Origin of the sequence: Ramlibacter sp. 2FC, assembly GCF_005503345.1 — a bacterium.
In the GTDB taxonomy this organism is placed as follows: Bacteria; Pseudomonadota; Gammaproteobacteria; order Burkholderiales; family Burkholderiaceae_C; genus SCMQ01.
In genome coordinates, this window is the sequence record NZ_SCMM01000002.1 from 144,580 (window position 1) to 162,070 (window position 17,491).

The 17,491-nt window shown below is 68.3% G+C and carries 18 protein-coding genes; 16 read left to right on the forward strand and 2 right to left on the reverse strand.

Annotated elements, in window-relative coordinates:
- From hisH to FFS10_RS01940, 11 genes are all read left to right on the forward strand, one after another.
- The gene (hisH, locus tag FFS10_RS01890) at window positions 1-639 is read left to right on the forward strand and encodes an imidazole glycerol phosphate synthase subunit HisH (RefSeq protein WP_137890890.1); all 639 of its coding nucleotides are present in this window, start codon (window positions 1-3) and stop codon (window positions 637-639) included.
- Window positions 633-1,415 (forward strand): imidazole glycerol phosphate synthase subunit HisF, encoded by a 783-nt coding sequence (hisF, locus tag FFS10_RS01895; protein WP_137890892.1) that lies wholly within the window; start codon window positions 633-635, stop codon window positions 1,413-1,415. Before hisH ends, hisF begins: the two co-directional genes overlap by 7 nt.
- Complete coding sequence (gene pseG, locus FFS10_RS01900; protein WP_137890894.1) at window positions 1,412-2,992, forward strand: UDP-2,4-diacetamido-2,4,6-trideoxy-beta-L-altropyranose hydrolase; 1,581 nt, start codon at window positions 1,412-1,414, stop codon at window positions 2,990-2,992. Before hisF ends, pseG begins: the two co-directional genes overlap by 4 nt.
- On the forward strand, window positions 2,989-4,032 hold the full coding sequence (gene pseI, locus FFS10_RS01905; RefSeq protein ID WP_137890896.1) for a pseudaminic acid synthase: 1,044 nt from the start codon (window positions 2,989-2,991) through the stop codon (window positions 4,030-4,032). Before pseG ends, pseI begins: the two co-directional genes overlap by 4 nt.
- Window positions 4,029-5,630: a glycosyltransferase gene (locus FFS10_RS01910; protein ID WP_171015987.1), complete on the forward strand. Its 1,602-nt coding sequence runs from the start codon at window positions 4,029-4,031 to the stop codon at window positions 5,628-5,630. Before pseI ends, FFS10_RS01910 begins: the two co-directional genes overlap by 4 nt.
- 25 nt (window positions 5,631-5,655) lie before the next feature.
- Entirely contained in the window at window positions 5,656-6,594 is a 939-nt protein-coding gene (locus FFS10_RS01915; protein WP_137890900.1) for a hypothetical protein, read from the forward strand.
- Window positions 6,595-6,606: 12 nt separating this feature from the next.
- Window positions 6,607-7,914, forward strand: a complete 1,308-nt coding sequence (locus FFS10_RS01920; protein WP_137890902.1) for a lipopolysaccharide biosynthesis protein — start codon at window positions 6,607-6,609, stop codon at window positions 7,912-7,914.
- Between the two features lie 6 nt (window positions 7,915-7,920).
- Entirely contained in the window at window positions 7,921-8,676 is a 756-nt protein-coding gene (locus FFS10_RS01925; RefSeq protein WP_137890904.1) for a class I SAM-dependent methyltransferase, read from the forward strand.
- Complete coding sequence (locus tag FFS10_RS01930) at window positions 8,673-9,431, forward strand: glycosyltransferase family 2 protein (protein WP_137890906.1); 759 nt, start codon at window positions 8,673-8,675, stop codon at window positions 9,429-9,431. The genes FFS10_RS01925 and FFS10_RS01930 overlap by 4 nt, the downstream gene beginning before the upstream one ends.
- 136 nt (window positions 9,432-9,567) lie before the next feature.
- Entirely contained in the window at window positions 9,568-10,422 is an 855-nt protein-coding gene (locus tag FFS10_RS01935) for a 3-hydroxybutyryl-CoA dehydrogenase (protein WP_137890908.1), read from the forward strand.
- Between the two features lie 252 nt (window positions 10,423-10,674).
- Window positions 10,675-10,974, forward strand: coding sequence for a GIY-YIG nuclease family protein (locus FFS10_RS01940; protein ID WP_137890910.1), 300 nt, complete (start codon window positions 10,675-10,677; stop codon window positions 10,972-10,974).
- A 121-nt stretch (window positions 10,975-11,095) separates the two neighbouring features.
- Here the strand turns inward: FFS10_RS01940 and FFS10_RS01945 are convergent, their stop codons facing one another.
- On the reverse strand, window positions 11,096-12,418 hold the full coding sequence (locus tag FFS10_RS01945) for an ATP-binding protein (RefSeq protein WP_137890912.1): 1,323 nt from the start codon (window positions 12,416-12,418) through the stop codon (window positions 11,096-11,098).
- A gap of 297 nt (window positions 12,419-12,715) precedes the next feature.
- Here FFS10_RS01945 and FFS10_RS01950 point away from each other — a divergent pair, with 297 nt between their 5' ends.
- Together FFS10_RS01950 and FFS10_RS01955 are read left to right on the forward strand one after the other, a co-directional pair.
- The gene (locus tag FFS10_RS01950) at window positions 12,716-13,165 is read left to right on the forward strand and encodes a MarR family winged helix-turn-helix transcriptional regulator (protein WP_137890914.1); all 450 of its coding nucleotides are present in this window, start codon (window positions 12,716-12,718) and stop codon (window positions 13,163-13,165) included.
- A 54-nt stretch (window positions 13,166-13,219) separates the two neighbouring features.
- Window positions 13,220-13,648, forward strand: a complete 429-nt coding sequence (locus FFS10_RS01955; RefSeq protein WP_137890915.1) for an organic hydroperoxide resistance protein — start codon at window positions 13,220-13,222, stop codon at window positions 13,646-13,648.
- Window positions 13,649-13,667: 19 nt separating this feature from the next.
- Here FFS10_RS01955 and FFS10_RS01960 read toward each other — a convergent pair whose 3' ends face one another.
- A complete protein-coding gene (locus FFS10_RS01960; RefSeq protein ID WP_137890917.1) occupies window positions 13,668-14,096 on the reverse strand; it encodes a potassium channel family protein in 429 nt (142 codons plus the stop codon).
- Window positions 14,097-14,211: 115 nt separating this feature from the next.
- Here FFS10_RS01960 and FFS10_RS01965 point away from each other — a divergent pair, with 115 nt between their 5' ends.
- Genes FFS10_RS01965 through FFS10_RS01975 form a run of 3 tightly spaced genes read left to right on the forward strand, consistent with a single transcriptional unit; the run spans window position 14,212 to window position 17,464 of the window.
- Window positions 14,212-14,967: a metallophosphoesterase family protein gene (locus FFS10_RS01965; RefSeq protein WP_137890920.1), complete on the forward strand. Its 756-nt coding sequence runs from the start codon at window positions 14,212-14,214 to the stop codon at window positions 14,965-14,967.
- Window positions 14,964-16,394, forward strand: coding sequence for a serine/threonine protein kinase (locus FFS10_RS01970; protein WP_137890922.1), 1,431 nt, complete (start codon window positions 14,964-14,966; stop codon window positions 16,392-16,394). Before FFS10_RS01965 ends, FFS10_RS01970 begins: the two co-directional genes overlap by 4 nt.
- Window positions 16,395-16,432: 38 nt before the next feature.
- A complete protein-coding gene (locus FFS10_RS01975; protein ID WP_137890924.1) occupies window positions 16,433-17,464 on the forward strand; it encodes a serine/threonine protein kinase in 1,032 nt (343 codons plus the stop codon).
- The last annotated feature ends 27 nt before the right edge of the window (window positions 17,465-17,491 follow it).

A 17,491-nucleotide genomic window follows, 5' to 3' on the forward strand; every position in this document is an offset into this window, starting at 1 on the left:
ATGCGTGTGGGTGTGATCGACTACGGCGTGGGCAACCTGGGCTCGGTGCTGCGCGCGCTCGAAGAGCTGCGAGTGGCGCCGGTGCTGGTCAACCGCGCGCTTGACTTGCACGCGGTGGACTGCCTGATCCTGCCTGGCGTGGGCAACTTCGCCGATTGCGCGCGCCTGCTCGAAGCCGGCGGCTGGCCCACCGCCCTGCGCGACGAAGTGCTGGGCTATGGCCGGCCCCTGCTAGGCGTGTGCGTGGGCATGCAACTGCTGGCCGACGCCAGCATGGAAGGCAGCGACGACGGTCAGGGCACGCCGGGTCTCGGATTCGTACCCGGTCGCGTGGAGCACCTGCGCACTCTGGGCTGCACGCTGCGCGTGCCTCACGTGGGCTGGAACGGCGTCACCCGCGCATCTGAGACCGGTGGTCTGTTTGACGGTATTCCAGACGGCACCGATTTTTACTTCGTACATAGCTATGCCTTCGTGCCGCAGGACCCTTCCGATGTGCTGGCGACCGCCGATTACGGCGTCTCGGTCACGGCCGCCGTGCGGCGTGGCCGCGTCTGGGGCACGCAGTTCCATCCCGAAAAAAGCTCGCGCGCGGGCTTTCGCCTGTTGCGCAACTTCATCTCAGGGCCGTCATGCTGAAGGTGCGCGTCATCCCAACATTGCTGTGGAAGCAGTTCGGCCTGGTCAAGGGCGTGGGTTTTGACAGTTGGCGGCGAGTCGGCCCGGTTCTGCCCGCCATCAAGGTCTACAACCAGCGCGAGGTCGATGAGCTTGTGCTGGTCGACATCGTCGCCCATCAGTCCGAAGACGACCCGGACTTCGAATCCATCGACGAGTTCGGCCAAGACTGCTTCGTGCCGCTGACCGTGGGCGGTGGCATCACCCGCATCGAGCAGGTGCAGCGCCTGCTGCGTGCCGGCGCCGACAAAGTCAGCGTCAACACTGCCATCTACACCCGCCCCGAACTCGTGACGGACATTGCCAAGCGCCACGGTGCGCAGTGCGTGGTGGCCAGCATCGACGTGCGCGCGCAGGAGGGTGGCGGCTGGGCGTGCTTTAGCCATGCCGGCAAGGAGGCCACCAACCGCGAAGTGACGGCCTTGGCGCGCGAGCTCGAAGACCGCGGCGCGGGCGAGATACTCATCACTTCCATCGAGCGCGACGGCACGATGCAGGGTTACGACCTGGCGCTGGTCGAATCGGTGGTGCGTGCGGTCCAAATCCCGGTGATCGCATCGGGCGGCGCGGGCAATTACCAGCATATGGTCGACGCCGTGACGCAGGCCGGCGCCTCGGCCGTGGCGGCGGCAAGCATCTTCCATTTCACAGAGCAGACCCCGGCCGGCGCCAAGGCCGCGCTGGCCGCCGCAGGCGTGCCGGTACGCCGGGCTTTTGTGCCTAACGGAGGCCAATGACCATGCGCGAGGTTCCACGCGTGGCTTTGCGCGTCGATGCCTCGGCGGCGATGGGCACCGGCCACCTGCGTCGCTGCCTGTCTTTGGCACAGGCCCTGCTGGAACAAGGCGCCGAGCTCAGCTTGGTCACACGCCGACTCGATGGTGTAGCGTCCCAACTGCTGGGCGCTGCTCCCTGCCCCGTCGTGTGGCTGGACGCCCCCGCACCTTGGACCACGACCGAACCGGCCCGCGACCAACCCCCGCATCACGCCTGGGCCGGCGTGAGCCAGACACGAGATGCACACGAGACCGTCGTCGCCTTGCGCGGTGCCGCACCCGACTGGCTCGTGGTGGACCACTATGCGTTCGACGCGCAGTGGCACGACGCGGTGCGACAAGGCCTGGCGTGCCGCGTGCTGGTGATCGATGACACCGCAGACCGAGCGCTGGACGCCGATGCGCTGCTCGACCACAACTGGGATGCCGACCACCGTGCGAAGTACGCACAGAGGCTGCGGCGAGAGCCGCTCTGGCTCGCAGGGCCCCGTTTTGCATTGCTGTCGTCTGCGTACCGCGAAGCGCCGCGCTACCGGTTCCAATCCGAGATGCGCAGCCTGGGCATTTTCACGGGTGGCACCGACCCCGGCGGCGCGTCTGCCCGGGTACTCCAAGTCTGCCGGGAGAGTGGCTTTCGCGGGCCGATCGAGGTGGCGTCTACCTCGGCCAACCCGCAACTCGCCGAGTTGCGCGCGGCCTGTGCCGCCTCCCCTGCCACGACGCTCTCGCTTGACGCGCCGGACCTGGCTGCGTTCTTCGCGCGGCACGACCTGCAGATCGGCGCCGGCGGCGGAGCCACCTGGGAACGATGCTGCATCGGCGCGCCCACGATCGGCCTGGTCCTGGCGGCCAACCAGTCGGTCGTCGTGCGAGCACTGGACCAGCTGGGCGCCCTGCGTGCGGCGCGACTCGACACCGATGCAGGCAACCAGAACCTTGCACCGCTGTCGCAGGTTCTGCCTGCCCTGCTGCACGATCCGCTCGTGCGTCGGGCCCTGAGCGAGCGAGCGTCGACCCTGGTCGACGGTCGTGGTGCTGAACGCGTCGCCTTGAGCCTGCTGCGTGACTCACTGAGCCTGCGGCCGGGGACCGCCGAAGACGCACTGCAGTTGCACGCCTGGCGCAACCATCCCGCCGTGCGGGCGGTATCTGGCAACACCGACTCCATAGCCTTCGCCGCCCACAGAGACTGGCTGCAGGGTGTGCTGGCCGCAGACGACCGCTGGCTATTCGTTGCCCAGGTGGGACGGCAGTCGGTGGGCAGCATCCGCTTCGATCGTCTCGCTTCCAACCGCCTTGAAGTATCACTTTACCTGGATCCCGACCTTCAGGGCCTGGGTCTGGGCACACGCCTGCTGACCGCTGGCGAACACCAGATGCGCGACCGCCTCGGCACCGGCTTTGTCGTCGAGGCCAGCGTCGTTCAGGGCAACACCGCCTCGCAGCGCCTGTTCGAGGCCTGCGGCTACCATGGTGGCCCGCTGCAGTATCAGAAGACCGTCGGCTCGGCGCCGACCTCCACCGCCGTCCTCCCATGAAGATTCTCGACCGCGAAATCGGCCCCGGCCACAGACCCTACCTGATCGCCGAAATGTCCGGCAACCACAACCAGTCGCTGGACCGCGCTCTGGAGATCGTGGACGCGGCCGCTGCGCATGGCGCCGACGCGATCAAGCTGCAGACCTACACCGCCGAGACCATGACGCTGAACCTGCGCATGCCCGGCTTCGTGATCGACGACCCCAAGAGCCTCTGGGCCGGCCGGCAACTTTATGAGCTATACGAGGAGGCCCACACCCCCTGGGAATGGCACGGCCCCATCATGGCGCGCGCGACCTCGCACGGCATGCACTGCTTCAGCACGCCGTTCGACGACAGCGCTGTCGACTTCCTCGAGTCGCTGGGCGTGCCGGCCTACAAGATCGCCTCGTTCGAGAACACCGACCTGCCGCTGATCCGCCGCGTGGCCGCCACCGGCAAACCCATGATCATTTCGACCGGCATGGCCACGGCGGGCGAGATCGACGAAACCGTGCGCGCCGCACGCGAGGCCGGCTGCCGCGACCTGGTGCTGCTCAAGTGCACCAGCACCTACCCGGCCACGCCTGAGAACACCCATATCGCGACCATCCCGCACATGCGCACTCTGTTCGGCTGCGAGGTCGGCCTGTCGGACCACACCATGGGCTGCGGTGTCTCGGTGGCGGCCACGGCACTGGGCGCGACCGTGATCGAGAAGCACTTCACACTGCGCCGTGCCGATGGAGGCGTGGACTCGGCCTTCTCGATGGAGCCACATGAATTGCGACAGCTGCGCGAGGAAACCGAGCGGGCCTGGCAGGCTGTGGGCCAAGTGCACTATGGACCCACAGCCGCCGAGATGAAATCGCTGGCCTTCCGGCGCTCGCTCTATGTCGCCCAGGACATGAAGGCGGGCGACGCGTTCACGCGCCAGAGCCTGCGCATCGTGCGCCCCGGCTTCGGCCTGCCGCCGAAGTACTACGACACGCTGCTGGGCAAGCGGGTCAACCGGGACGTGCCGGCCGGCACGCCGCTGTCATGGGACCTGATCACTTGAGCAACGCCGGCCAGCCCTTGCGCATCGGCTTTGCCAGCATCTACGCATGGCGGCCGCATGTGGAGCACCTGCATTACCTCTCGATGCTCGCGCGGCAGGATGGGCACGCCTGCTTCTTCCTGACCTGCGACGCCGACCTGCCGCACTGCTACACGCGCGAACTGCGCGACCTGCGGCCGGACTGGCAGGAGTGCCTGGCCTGCCGGGCCGGCGGGCTGCGCTCCTATGCCTCTGCGGGCGTATCCTCGATCGGTGCGTTGCAAGAGCCAGCCATCGACCTGCCTGCGGCTGCCGCGCAGTGGCCGCTGTCCAGCGCCAGCACGCTGGGGCGTTTCGAGTCGGACGAGGACTTCGCCAGCCCGGCGTTTCGCGCCCTCAACGAACGGCTCGCCCCCTCGGTCGAGCGCGCCTACCGCGCCGCCCGCAACTGGATCCGGCTCGAGAAGCTCGACGCAGTCTGCGTGTTCAACGGCCGCATGGACGCGACGCGGGCCATTTTCGAGGCCGCGCGCGATGCCGGCATCCGCGTCGTGAGCGTCGAGCGCACCTGGTTCGGCGATGGCCTGCAACTGCTGCCGGAGGAAAACTGCCTCGGCCTGCATGCGGTGGATGCCCTCGTCGGCACCTGGAGCCAGCACCCGCTGACGGAACCTCAGGCCCGCCAGGCGGCAGCCTATGTCGCCGCCCGCTTCACAGGCCGCAACCAGACCGAATGGCGGGCCTACAACACGGGCGCGTCGGCGACCGACTGGCCGGTCGCCGACGCGCGGCGGCGCGTGCTGCTGCTGCCGGGCAGCCGCAACGAAATGTGGGGGCACCCGGACTGGGAGAGTGACTGGCCCGAGCCGGTGGCGGCCTACGAGGCCGTGATGGCGCATTTCGGCCTGAAACCGGCCGACCTGGTGCTGCGCTGCCATCCGAACTGGGGCGAGAAGATCGGCAAGGCCGACGGCCAGTTGGCGGAACGCTATTACACGGACTGGGCCCGCGCCAGGGGCATCCATGTGATCGCGAGCACCGACTCCGCCAGCACCATGAGCCTGATCGCCCAATCGGACGCGATCGTCCTGGCCAGCGGCAGCGCGGCCTTCGAGGCCGGCGTCCTCGGCAAACAGGTGATCGCCACCGCGCCCTCGATCTACCAGCGCGCCGGCTTCCGCACCGACGCAAGCTCACCCCAGGCGCTGTCGCAGGCCCGGCTGCACGCCGACCTCGATCCCGAAGCGCGTGCCACGCTGAGCCGGGACATCAGCCGCAAGGCCCTGCGCTTCGGCTACACGATGGCGCGCCGCGTCGCGCAGTACGCCGCCTTTGTACGCGCCGAGTCGAGCAGCCGCTACCACTACCTGGCCGGCGCCGACCCGGGCCGCCTGACCAGGCTGCTGCGCACCGGCGTGCTGGAGACCGACGACGCCGGGTTCGCAAGCGACAACTCGGCCGAAGACCAGGTGCTTGACGCCATTGCCCGCCGGGAGTGGACCGCCTTCGCGGCCGATCGGGCCTTGCCCGAGGCCGGGGAACGACAAGCGGTGCGGCGCCGCTGGATGTTCCGCCCGATTGATACCATCCGGGCCTGGATGCCTGTCGGCGACCGATAAGCGCACCCCCACCTCTGTCCGAACCATGCCCCTGCTCAAGACCCTCGTTCGCGGCATGTCCGAAGCGCCCGGCTACACGCTGATGCGTGGCGCCGCCCGTTTTCAGGCTGTCCGAACCGCGATTGCCGCGGGGCGCCAAGCGCTGCATGCGGCGCGCCTGCCCGGGGCACTTCAGGCCCGTGAGGCGGAGATCGACCGATCGGTCTTCAGGGACTTGGACCGCGAGCGCTTCGTGCAAGCCCTGCACAGCGAGGGGGCGGCCTTCGGCCTGCACCTGCCGCCCGACATGGTCGACGCCATCTTGGGCTATGCCCGTCAGACGCCGTGCTACGCCGACCGCGATGCCGGAAAGGGGTTCGCACTCGAGCAGCGGGAGCAGGCCGAGCAGTGCCTCGGCAAGCCTATCCTGTTGGCGCAGTACTTCAATGCGGCCCAGGGCTGCCCGGCGGTTGCCCGGCTGGAGCGGGACCCGCTGCTGCACTGGATCGCCGGCCGCTACCTCGGGTCTGTGCCCACGCTCGTGGGCGTGAATCTCTGGTGGACCTTCCCGGTCGATGCCACGGACGAGGACCGCGACCTGCACGCCCAACTGTTCCACCGCGATGTCGACGATTTCAGGTTCTTCAAGTTCTTTTTCTACCTGACCGACGTCGAGCCGGGTGACGGTGCCCATGTCTGCGTGCTGGGATCGCACCAGCGGCCGCCTGCGCGCAGCTTTGCCGACCGGTGGGTGATTCGCCGCTACAGCGACGGCGAGGTGCAGGCCGCCTACCCGGCCGAGGCCATTCGCGAAATCTGCGGCCCGGCCGGTACCGGCTTCGCGGAGAACACCTTGTGCATCCACAAGGGGCAAACCCCCGTTCGCGCCCCGCGGCTGCTGCTTCAGATCCAGTTTGCGCTGTTCGACTACGGGACCATGCATGACAGGCGGGAAGCAGACCAGCTCGCCCTTCTGCCGCTCTGAGCCGGCAAGCCGATGATGGTGCTGCGAGAGATCCTGACGGCGCGGCGTCTGAAGCAGCTGTGGTATCTGCCCCTGCTGGCTACCGCCATGGGATTGATGATGCTGCGCATCCTGGCCATGGCGAGAGTCCTGGACGTCGCGGGGTTCGGCACTTACAGCGCAGGCCTTCTCGTGTCCGGGACTTTCTGCATGCTCGGCTGCCTGGGGCTGCAATCCATGTTGCAGCGCGACATGCCCGTGATGCTGATGCGGCATCGCTCGCGCGCGGCCCTGGTGCTGCTGCTGCAGTGCCTCCTCGTGGCACTGGCTTGCGCCGCTGTCGGCGTGCTTTCCGGCAGTTTTGTCGTGTCGGTCGCGGGACTGCCGTCAGTGGCCGTCACAGTGGGCATTGTCCACGGCCTTTCGCAGCAGGCGTTTCTGCTCGTCACCGTTGAAAGCCGCAGCCGCGGCGAGCCTTTGCGCTACGCTTTTCAGAACTTCTGGCGCGCCGCAAGCATTCTGGTCACCAGCCTGGTGGTCGCCGACCTGACCGGCTCGGCGGTGATGGCGCTGCTGGCCGAAGCAGCGGTGTCGATCGCGCTGTCGCACGCCACGCTGGGCCGGATCGTCAGAGAAACCCGCGTTCCGTTTGCCGGGATCGTGGCGGTTTCGCTGCGTCGTCTCGGCCAGATTCGCTGGCGTACCGCGCTTGTCCTGCTCCTGGTTTCGGTGGTCGGTTTCCTTCACGTCAATGCCGATCGCTGGGCTGCCGCCGAAGCCTTGGCGCCTGACCGATTTGCACTCTACGCTTTCGCCGCCATCGTTCTGACAGTCGCTCAATCCGTGCAGAGCATGATCAATGCATCGGTCTACCCGATGCTGTCGCGCCGCTGCGCCACGGCCGGCCCACGCGTCGCCTTCCGCCTGTGCGCGGCGCTGTCGATCGCCACATTGGCAGGAGGCCTGGTCCTGGCGATCCCGGGGCTGGTCGCCGCAGGTCACGCCATCGACTGGTGGTTTCCCGACTACCGGGCCTCGACCGGGCTCCTGACGCTTTTTTTCAGCATCGCCGTGCTGCGTGTTTCAGACTTCTGGTCGAGTTTCCTCATGATCTCCGGCCATGAAATTCGGCTTCTGGTGCTGGACGGTCTGGTCCTCACGATCGGCGTGGCCGTCTGGATGCTTTATTTGTCTGGCTACCGGAGCCAGCATTCGGATCTGGCCATCTACGGTATGCTCGCCGTCCTGCTCGCCTCGGGGCACTACCTGTGCAGCGCGGCCATGGCGTGGCGCATCCTGCACCGATCCCATGCCGCGTCGACGGCGCTGCCCAACTACTGATTTCCCATGCCCAATCCCAGCCTGATCCGCAGACACAAGGGCCTCCTGCGCCACACGCTGGACCAGCTGCTCCTGGTCGACCTGGTCCGTTACGGGGTCGTCGCGCTACGCTTTCTCTGGTTCGTCAAGGTCCTGGGACGACTCAGAACGCTGAGCCTGCCCGGCACGGCGGACGCTGCCGTGGCCGACAACACCATCTCCCACAACCTCAAGGGCCTGCGTGACCTCGCAGTGAACCGCTCCCATCTGCTGGTGCGGCCTTTGTCCGTGATCGAAGCCTTGCCGGTCGATGCGCGCGTGCTGTCGGTGGGACCGAGGACCGAGGGCGAGCTGATGAACCTGGCCGCGCACGGCTTCTCCTGGGAACAGATTTCCGGGCTGGACCTGATCTCCTATTCACCCAAGATCCAGTTGGGTGACATGCACGAAACCAAGTACGTCGACAACCAGTTCGACGCTGTCGTGCTGGGATGGGTGCTGGCCTACAGCGAGGACCCGGCGCGGGCCGCACGCGAGATGATACGGATCACCCGGCCAGGCGGCATCGTGGCCGTCGGTGTCGAATACAGCCCCCAGAGCCAGGAACAGGTGATCGCCGAAGTCGGCTACCTTCCCGGCGCGAAGGCACGGATTGGATCCTGCGAGGAAATCCTGGGTTTCTTTGGCCCTGCGGTGGACCATGTGTACTGCAGTCATGTCGTGGCGCCGCAGGCGCTTGGCAGCGTCGGTGCGCTGTGCGTGATTTTTTCGGTTCGCAAATGAACGACGAGCTGGTATCGATCATCACACCGGCCTACCGGGCAGCGAGCTACGTATCCGCCACGATCGAATCGGTGCTTGCCCAGTCCTACCCCCACTGGGAAATGTTGATCGCCGACGACTGCTCGCCCGACGACACGCGCGCCGTCATCGCCGACTGGGCACGACGGGATCCTCGCATCCGATTGATCGCGCTGCCCGTCAACTCAGGCCCAGCGGGCGCCCGCAATGCCGCGCTGTCCGAGGCACGGGGCCGGTGGATCGCATTTCTCGACAGCGACGACCTGTGGCTCCCCGATAAGCTGGAGCGATCAATCGCGTTCGCAGAGCGGCATGGCGCCGCACTCACCTATACCGGCTACCGGCGCATCAATGTTGATGGGGCACGCACCGGCCACTTCATTCAGGTGCCGCCACGGCTGACCTACCGACGATTGCTCGGCAACACGGCCATCGCCACGTCCACCGTGCTCATCGACCGTCGTCAGACCGGCGAAATCCGCATGGCCACGCACGTCTACTACGACGACTTCGTCTGCTGGCTGGGCATCCTCAAGCGTGGCCTGACCGCCCGCGGGCTCAATGAAGACCTTATGCGCTACCGGGTTCTACCGCGGTCGGTCTCACGCAACAAGCTCCGTTCCGCAAGCAAAGTCTGGAAAATCTACCGGGCCACCGAGCGACTGGGGCGCTTGGCCGCCTCCTGGCATTTCCTGAACTACGCGGGCCGGGCAATGCTGAAGTACCGGAAATTCTGAACACCGGGCGAAACAGGCCGCCCTGGCCGTACCGTCCTGCTGCTCAGAACAGTCGCTAACATAGGGCCGTTCGTCCACACTGCACGCCTGCGCCGTGGCATTCGTCCCCTTCGGCTTTCTTCTTGGAGTTTCCCGCATGAGTCAGCAAATCACCACCGTCGGCATCATCGGCGCCGGCACCATGGGCAACGGCATCGCGCAGGCCTGCGCGGTTTCGGGCATCAACGTCGTCATGGTCGACATCACGCAACCCGCCGTGGACAAGGGCCTGGCCGCGGTGGCCGGCAGCCTGGACCGGCTGCTCAAGAAGGACAAGATCAGCGCCGCCGACAAGGACGCGGCGCTGGCGCGCATCCAGGGCAGCACGAGCTACGAGGACCTCAAGGCCGCGCAACTGGTGATCGAGGCGGCCACCGAGAACCACGAGCTCAAGCTCAAGATCATCAAGCAGCTGGACGCGCTGCTGGCGCCCGAGGTGATCATCGCCTCCAACACCTCGTCGATCTCGATCACCCAACTGGCGGCGGTCACCGCGCGCGCCGACCGCTTCATCGGCATGCATTTCTTCAACCCGGTGCCCATGATGGCGCTGGTGGAGATCATCCGCGGCCTGCAGACCAGCGACGCCACGCACGACGCGGTGCATGCCTTGGCCCAGGCCCTGGGCAAGACGCCGATCACGGTGAAGAACGCGCCCGGCTTCGTGGTCAACCGCATTCTGGTGCCCATGATCAACGAGGCTTTCTTCGTGCTGGCCGAGGGCTTGGCCACGCCCGAGGACATAGACGCCGGCATGAAGCTGGGCTGCAACCAGCCGATCGGCCCGCTGGCCCTGGCCGACATGATAGGCCTGGACGTGTGCCTGGCGGTGATGGAGGTCTACCTCAAGGAATTCGGCGACAGCAAGTACCGCCCCTGCCCCCTGCTGAAGGAAATGGTGGCCGCCGGCCGCTTGGGCCGCAAGACGGGGCGCGGGGTGTACGCGTACTGAGCGCCCCGCCGGGGAGCCACTGGCAGACGTGGATCGCCACGCCCCTGCGGGGCTCGCGATGACGGACGGGGATGCGAAGCGTCACGGCGCGCGGCAATCCAGATGCCCCCTGGCGCGGCGACCCCCATGGATCGCCGCGGCCCTGCGGGCCTCGCGATGACGGGCGGAGATGCACCACGTCATTGCGAGGCGCCCAGCGACGCGGCAATCCATGCCCCGGATGGACCCTCCGCCAGAAACAGTCAGTCCTGCATGACCCCCGCCACCAAGCAGCCCTGCGTCTACATCCTCGCCAGCCGACCCAACGGCACGCTCTATGTCGGCGTGACCAGCCAGCTCACGGCCTGGGTCTGGCAACACAGGAACGACGTGGTCGAGGGCTTCACGCGCAAGTACGGCGTTCACACCCTGGTCTGGTACGAGCGCCACGAGACGATGGAAGGCGCCATCCTGCGTGAAAAGCAGCTCAAGGCGGGATCGAGGAAGCGCAAGACCGACTTGATCGAACGCATGAACCCGCGGTGGCAGGACTTGTACGAGCAGATTCTCTGAACGCCTGGATCGCCACGGCCTTCGGCCTCGCAATGACGAGGGAAGTGCGCCGTCATCGCGAGCCCCGCAAGGGGCGTGGCGATCCAGCGCGGATGCCGTGGCTGGATCGGTTGAGAGGCCGTCATGCCGTGGTATCGAGCAGCCAGTCGGCCGCACGGTGCAGCCGGACGCCGTCAGGCAACTGGAGCTTGCTGGGCGCGTCGAGGGCGACGAGGTGCATGGAGGCGCGCGGCCAATCGTGGGCCGCGTTCTGCAGCGCGCGCACTTCGCGCGCCAGGGTTTCGGGCGCTCCGACATCGGCACATGCCTGGATCAGCAGTTCTTGCCCGGAGGGCATGCGGGCATGGAAGTCCACCTCGAAATCGGCCGGGGTGCGCACGTAGGCCACTTCGGCGCCGCGGCGCTGCAACTCGTGCAGCACCACCGTTTCCAGCGCGTGGCCGGTGTTGGGTTTGCCTGAGCGGTCGAACAACGCGATCAGGCCGGTATCGACCGGGTACACCTTGCGTGGGTTGACCTGCCGGCGGCGCACCGAGTCGGTAGCAATGCCGATGCTGCATAGAAGGAAGGCGTCCTCCAGGTGCGCGAGCAGTTGGTGCAGCGTTTCCTTGGCGACGGCGACGCCGCGCGACTTGAGGTCGGCATGGAATTTGTTGATGCTGAACGCGCCCGCGGCATTGCCAAGCAGTTGCTGCACCAGCCAGCGCAGCACCTGCGGCTGGCTGACGTTGTGGCGCTCCACCACGTCGCGCAGCAGCACCACGTCCACGTAAGTGCGCAGCAGCTCCAAGCGGTTGCGCGCATCCAGCCCTTGGGCTTCGGGGAAGCCCCCGTGGACCAGATAGTCAACGACGGCGTGGTCGACGTACGAGCGCTCGGCTTTGGTCAGACGGTCGGCCGGCTTGCCGGGCTCACGGCCGGCGTGGCGCAGTGCCTCGCGGAAACTGAAGGGCGTGACCACGGCCTCCATGGCACGGCCGCGCATGCTGGTGGCGACTTCGCGCGAGAGCAGGCGCGCCGAGGAGCCGGAGAGGAAGAGCTCGATGTTCTCGCTGTCCAGCAGGCGGCGGGCGAACAGCTCCCAACCGGGCACGAGCTGGATTTCGTCCAGGAAAAAGCTGGCTCGCCGGGCATCGCGCCAGTCTGGGTGCAGGCGGTAGAACTCTTCGATCACGAGCTCGAGGTCTTGCATCTGCATGCCGGCCAAGCGCTCGTCCTCGAAGCTGAAGTACAGCAAGCCCTCGCGCAGGGTGCCGGCGGCGTGACGGTCGGCCAGCAGTTGCCACAGCAGGCTGGTCTTGCCGGCGCGCCGCATGCCGATGACGGCCGTGGCCTTGCCCTTGACAGCCGGCAACCAGACATCACGACGCGTGAGCACCGGTAATGCGGCGGCCTGGGCGTCGAGGATTTTCTGGCGAACCGTTGCTCGAAATTGACTGTCCATGGAGACAGATTTTATTTATATTTGTCTTTTTTATACGGACAATTTTTCAAAGCAACCTCAATGGCTCCGTCCAAGACAGTCTGACGACAGGAGGCGCGGCCGGCCGGCTGGGGCGCAAGACGGGGCGCAGGGTACACACGTAATGAGGGCCTGGATCGCCACGCCCCTGCGGGCCTCGCGATGACGGCACGCTTGCCCCGTCATTGCGAGGCCGAAGGCCGCGGCAATCCATGCAGCGAGCAAGGTCATCTGGCAATTTAATTGCACACAATTAAATTGCCAGAAATAATTCAACCCATGACACGCCCCCGCTTCAACGCCGAACAAGCCCTGCTGCTGGACAACCAGCTGTGCTTCGCGCTGTATTCGGCCTCGCTGGCCATGACCAAGCTCTACAAGCCCCTGCTCGAGCCGCTGGGCCTGACCTACCCGCAGTACCTGGTGATGCTGGTGCTGTGGGAGCGCGACGGCCTGATGGTGTCGGAGCTGGGCGAGCGGCTGAGCCTGGACTCGGGCACGCTCACGCCGCTGCTCAAGCGCCTGGAGGCGGCCGGCCTGATCGCCCGCCTGCGCGCCGTGGACGACGAGCGTCGCGTGCACGTCACGCTCACGACCGCGGGCCGCGAACTCAAGGCCCGCGCCGCCGAGGTGCCCGGCTGCGTGTTCGCCGCCACCGGCTGCAGCCTGCTCGAGCTGAAGGCGCTCACCCAGCAGGTCAAGGCCCTGCGCGCCCGACTCGCCGCCTGACATCCCCCTTTTTCCCCACCCGCTTCGACGAAGCATTTCACGCAAGGACCAACCATGACCACCCGACTCGACAAAGTTCTCTACACCGCCGTCGCCACCTCCACCGGCGGCCGCGATGGCCGCGCCGTCAGCTCCGACGGCCTGCTCGACGTCAAGCTCGCGCCGCCCAAGGAACTCGGCGGCATGGGCGGCGCGACCAACCCCGAGCAGCTGTTCGCCGCCGGCTACTCGGCCTGCTTCATCGGCGCGCTCAAGCATGTGGCGGGCCTGCAGAAGGTGGCCGTGCCGGCCGACACCGCGATCACGGCCTCGGTCGGCATCGGCCCGATCCCGCAGGGCTTCGGCATAGCGGCCGAGCTGGTGGTCAGCCTGCCCGGCGTGGAGCGCGAGGTGGCGCAGAAGCTGGTGGACGCCGCGCACCAGGTCTGCCCCTATTCCAACGCCACGCGCGGCAACATCGAGGTGACGATCCGCCTGGCCTGAGCGCCCGAGGGGCCGTCGGTCAGGGCCTGCGCTGCAGCTGGCGCACCTGCTCGCGCAGGCCCTGCACCTCGCGGCGCAGGGTCTGCAGCTCCTGCATCAGGTCGCGCTCGATCTGATGCTCCTCGTCCTCGACCTCCTGCTCCACGAAGATCGCGGCCAGCGAGGCCGTGACCAGCGAAAGCACGGCCAGCCCCAGCAGCACCACCAGCACGGCGAACACGCGCGAGGCGTGGCTGGACGGCACCAGGTCGCCGTAGCCCACGGTGGCCGCCGTCGTGAAGGCCAGCCACAGGCCGTCGGCCAGCGTGACCACCTGCGGGTCCAGCAGCCAGAAGCCCAGGCCGCCCAGGCCCAGGATGGCCAGCGCCAGCACCAGCGAATAGATCAGCCCGCGGCGCATCAGGCGCCGCCGGTGCAGGCGCTTGCGTGGACGCAGGTGCAAGGTCATGAAGGCATTGTGACGCTGGCCGGCGCCGCCCGTGATTGACGCAGGTCAATTCCGGCGCCTCACCCAGCGGCGCAGCCAGGCCGCCCTGGGCTAGGATGGCGCCAAGAGTCCCCCCATGAAGCTGGCACTGCTGTCCGACATCCACGCCAACCTGCAGGCCTTCCAGGCCTGCCTGGCCCATGCGCGCGGCCAGGGCGCCCAGCGCTACGCCCTGCTGGGCGACCTGGTGGGCTATGGCGCCGACCCGGTGGCCGTGGTCGAGCTGTGCATGCAGCTGGCCGGGGCCGGCGCGGTGGTGGTGCAGGGCAACCACGACGCCATGGCGGTGGCGCCGCATGAGGCCGGGCCCACGCTCGGCGCCAGCACCGCGGCCTGGACCCACGCCCAGCTCAGCCCGGCGCAGCGCGCCTTCCTGGCCGGCCTGCCCCTGCTGCACGAGGAGGGCAGCCTGATGCTGCTGCATGCCAGCGCCGACGCGCCCGCGCGCTGGCATTACGTGCAGGACGAGCGCAGCGCCGCGGCCAGCCTGGACGCCGCGACGGCCGGCCGGCCCGGGCTGCGCCATGTGTTCGGCGGCCATGTGCACCAGCAGACGCTCTACTACCGCGGCGCGGGCCGCGCGCTGATGCGCTTCGAGCCCACGCCCGGCGTGGCCTTGTCGCTGCCGCGCCACCGCCTGTGGCTGGCCACCATAGGCTCGGCAGGACAGCCGCGCGACGGCGACCCGCGCGCCATGTACGCGATCTTCGACACGGCCCGGGCCCAGCTGAGCTTTCACCGCGTGCCCTACGACCACCCGGCGGCGGCGGCGGCGATACGCCGTGCGGGCCTGCCCGAGTTCTTCGCCGCACGGCTCGGGGAGGGGCATTGAAGCTGCTCGAACCCGGCGAGCGGCTGGACGGCTTCGTCATCGGCGAATGCCTGCACGCGGGCGGCATGGCCCATATCTACCACGTGGACTTCGAGGACGGGCGCCCCGCCCCTTTCCCGATGGCCATGAAGATCCCGCGCATGACGGCCGGCGACGGTGCCGAGAACATCCTGGGCTTCGAGGTCGAGCTGCAGATCCTGCAGGCGCTGAGCGGCCCCCATGTGCCGCGCTTCGTGGCCGCCGGCGACCTCATGCGCATGCCCTTCCTGGTGATGGAGTACCTCGAGGGCGAGACCCTGCAGCAGCGGCTGGACCGCGGCCAGCGGGAAGATGCGCAGACCCTGGCCCAGCTGGGCGCGGCCATGGCGCGCGCCGCGCACAGCCTGCACCGCCAGAACTGCTGCCACCTGGACCTCAAGCCGGCCAACGTGCTGATGCGCCCCGACGGGCAGGCCGTGCTGCTGGACTTCGGTCTGTCCTGCCATGCCCATTACCCCGACCTGCTGGCCGAGGAGCTGCGCCGGGCCGTGGGCTCGCCGGCCTGGATCGCGCCCGAGCAGGTGGTGGGCGTGCGCGGCGACCCGCGCAGCGACATCTTCGCGATCGGCGTCATCCTGTACGAGCTGGCCACGGGCGAGCTGCCCTTCGGCGCCCCGGCCACCCGGGGCGGGCTGCGCCAGCGCCTGTGGATGGACCCGCCGCCGCCGCGCCGCCACCGGCCCGAGCTGCCCGAATGGCTGCAGGAAGTCATCCTGCGCTGCCTGGCGCCCGAGGCGGCGCAGCGCTACGCCTCGGCCGCGCTGCTGGCCTTCGACCTCACACACCCGGACCAGGTGGCCGTCACCGAGCGCGGCCGCAGCACGCGCGGCACGGGCTTTCGCACGCATTTCAAGCGCTGGCTCAGGGCCGCCGGCATGCATTACCAGCCCAGCCCGCTGCCGGCGCAGCAGGTCGAGGAGGTGCCCATCGTGATGGTGGCCGTGCCGCACCAGGACGTGAGCGACGCCACCCTCTACTCGCTGCGCCAGGCGGTGGCGCGCTCGCTGGGCCTGCGCCCAGGCGCGCGCCTGGCCTGCGTGACGGTGATCTCGCCCGGCGCCAGCAGCTCCACCGACAGCGCGCGCAGCGAGACCAGCCTGCACCGCCAGCACCTGGCCCTGCTGCGCCAGTGGGCCCAGCCGCTGGACCTCGCCGGCCACCAGGCCTCCTTCCACGTGCTGGAGGCCGGCGACGTGGCCCAGGCCCTGCTGCGCTACGCCCAGGGCAACCAGGTCAGCCTGATGATCCTGGGCGCGGCCACGCATGGGCTGCAGATGCAGCGCCTGCTGGCCACGGTGCCGATCCGCGTGGCCATGGCGGCGCCCTGCACGGTGATGCTGGTCAAGCAGGGGCTGCCGTTCGAGCGCCTGGGAGAGTACGGTGCCTGAAGCGGCGCAGAAGCGGAAGAGGCGGCGACAATGCCGGCATGCCATCCGACCACCTGCCACCGTCCGCCACCCACCCCTACAGCGCCCTGACCCCCGACCTGGTGCTCGACGCGCTGGCCGGCGTGGGCCTGTACGGCGACGGCCGGCTCACCGCTCTGAGCTCCTACGAAAACCGCGTCTACCAGGTCCACCTCGAGCAGCCGCAGGCCGGCCATGAGAGCGTGGTGGCCAAGTTCTACCGCCCGGGCCGCTGGAGCGAGGCCCAGATCCTCGAGGAGCACGGCTTCGCCGCCGAGCTGATGACTGCCGAGGTGCCGGTGGTCGGCCCGCTGGTGCTGCAAGGCCGTACCCTGCACCAGTTCGGCGGCTTTGCCTTCAGCGTCAGCCCGCGGCGCGGCGGTCGCGCGCCCGAGCTCGAGGACCACGAGGTGCTGGAGTGGATAGGGCGCTTTCTGGCGCGCATCCACAGCGTGGGCGCTGCCCGGCCGTTCGCGGCCCGGCCGGCGCTGGACCTGGCCAGTTTCGCCATCGAGCCGCGCGAATGGCTGCTCGCGCACCAGATGATCCCGTTCGAAGTGCAGGGCGCCTGGGAAAAGGCCTGTCAGACCGCGATCGACCTGATCGCCGCGCATGCGCCGCTGACGGGCCAGGGCGAGGGCCTGATCCGCCTGCACGGCGACTGCCACCCCGGCAACATCCTCTGGACCCCGGTCGAGCTGCCCGGCGGCGGCCCGCATTTCGTGGACCTGGACGACGCGCGCATGGGCCCGGCGGTGCAGGACCTGTGGATGCTGCTGTCGGGCGAGCGCCGCCAGCGCCAGGCCCAGCTCGGCGCCCTGCTCGACGGCTACGAGCAGTTCCGCGAATTCGACCGGCGCGAGCTGGCGCTGATCGAGCCGCTGCGCACCCTGCGCCTGATCCACTACAGCGCCTGGCTGGCGCGGCGCTGGGACGACCCCATCTTCCCGATCAACTTCCCCTGGTTCGGCAGCCCCGACTACTGGCGCGGCCAGGTCGACATGCTGCACGAGCAGATCGAGGCCATGCAGGAGGCGCCGCTGGTGGCCTGAGCGCGCGACCTGGACCCTGACGCTGCC

What these genes read in the sequence shown, in the direction of transcription:
- hisH (WP_137890890.1), top strand. Translation starts at nt 1, where the DNA reads ATGCGTGTGGGTGTGATCGACTACGGCGTGGGCAACCTGGGCTCGGTG.
- hisF (WP_137890892.1), top strand. Translation starts at nt 633, where the DNA reads ATGCTGAAGGTGCGCGTCATCCCAACATTGCTGTGGAAGCAGTTCGGC.
- pseG (WP_137890894.1), top strand. Translation starts at nt 1,412, where the DNA reads ATGACCATGCGCGAGGTTCCACGCGTGGCTTTGCGCGTCGATGCCTCG.
- pseI (WP_137890896.1), top strand. Translation starts at nt 2,989, where the DNA reads ATGAAGATTCTCGACCGCGAAATCGGCCCCGGCCACAGACCCTACCTG.
- FFS10_RS01915 (WP_137890900.1), top strand. Translation starts at nt 5,656, where the DNA reads ATGCCCCTGCTCAAGACCCTCGTTCGCGGCATGTCCGAAGCGCCCGGC.
- FFS10_RS01920 (WP_137890902.1), top strand. Translation starts at nt 6,607, where the DNA reads ATGATGGTGCTGCGAGAGATCCTGACGGCGCGGCGTCTGAAGCAGCTG.
- FFS10_RS01925 (WP_137890904.1), top strand. Translation starts at nt 7,921, where the DNA reads ATGCCCAATCCCAGCCTGATCCGCAGACACAAGGGCCTCCTGCGCCAC.
- FFS10_RS01930 (WP_137890906.1), top strand. Translation starts at nt 8,673, where the DNA reads ATGAACGACGAGCTGGTATCGATCATCACACCGGCCTACCGGGCAGCG.
- FFS10_RS01935 (WP_137890908.1), top strand. Translation starts at nt 9,568, where the DNA reads ATGAGTCAGCAAATCACCACCGTCGGCATCATCGGCGCCGGCACCATG.
- FFS10_RS01940 (WP_137890910.1), top strand. Translation starts at nt 10,675, where the DNA reads ATGACCCCCGCCACCAAGCAGCCCTGCGTCTACATCCTCGCCAGCCGA.
- FFS10_RS01945 (WP_137890912.1), bottom strand. Translation starts at nt 12,418, where the DNA reads ATGGACAGTCAATTTCGAGCAACGGTTCGCCAGAAAATCCTCGACGCC.
- FFS10_RS01950 (WP_137890914.1), top strand. Translation starts at nt 12,716, where the DNA reads ATGACACGCCCCCGCTTCAACGCCGAACAAGCCCTGCTGCTGGACAAC.
- FFS10_RS01955 (WP_137890915.1), top strand. Translation starts at nt 13,220, where the DNA reads ATGACCACCCGACTCGACAAAGTTCTCTACACCGCCGTCGCCACCTCC.
- FFS10_RS01960 (WP_137890917.1), bottom strand. Translation starts at nt 14,096, where the DNA reads ATGACCTTGCACCTGCGTCCACGCAAGCGCCTGCACCGGCGGCGCCTG.
- FFS10_RS01965 (WP_137890920.1), top strand. Translation starts at nt 14,212, where the DNA reads ATGAAGCTGGCACTGCTGTCCGACATCCACGCCAACCTGCAGGCCTTC.
- FFS10_RS01975 (WP_137890924.1), top strand. Translation starts at nt 16,433, where the DNA reads ATGCCATCCGACCACCTGCCACCGTCCGCCACCCACCCCTACAGCGCC.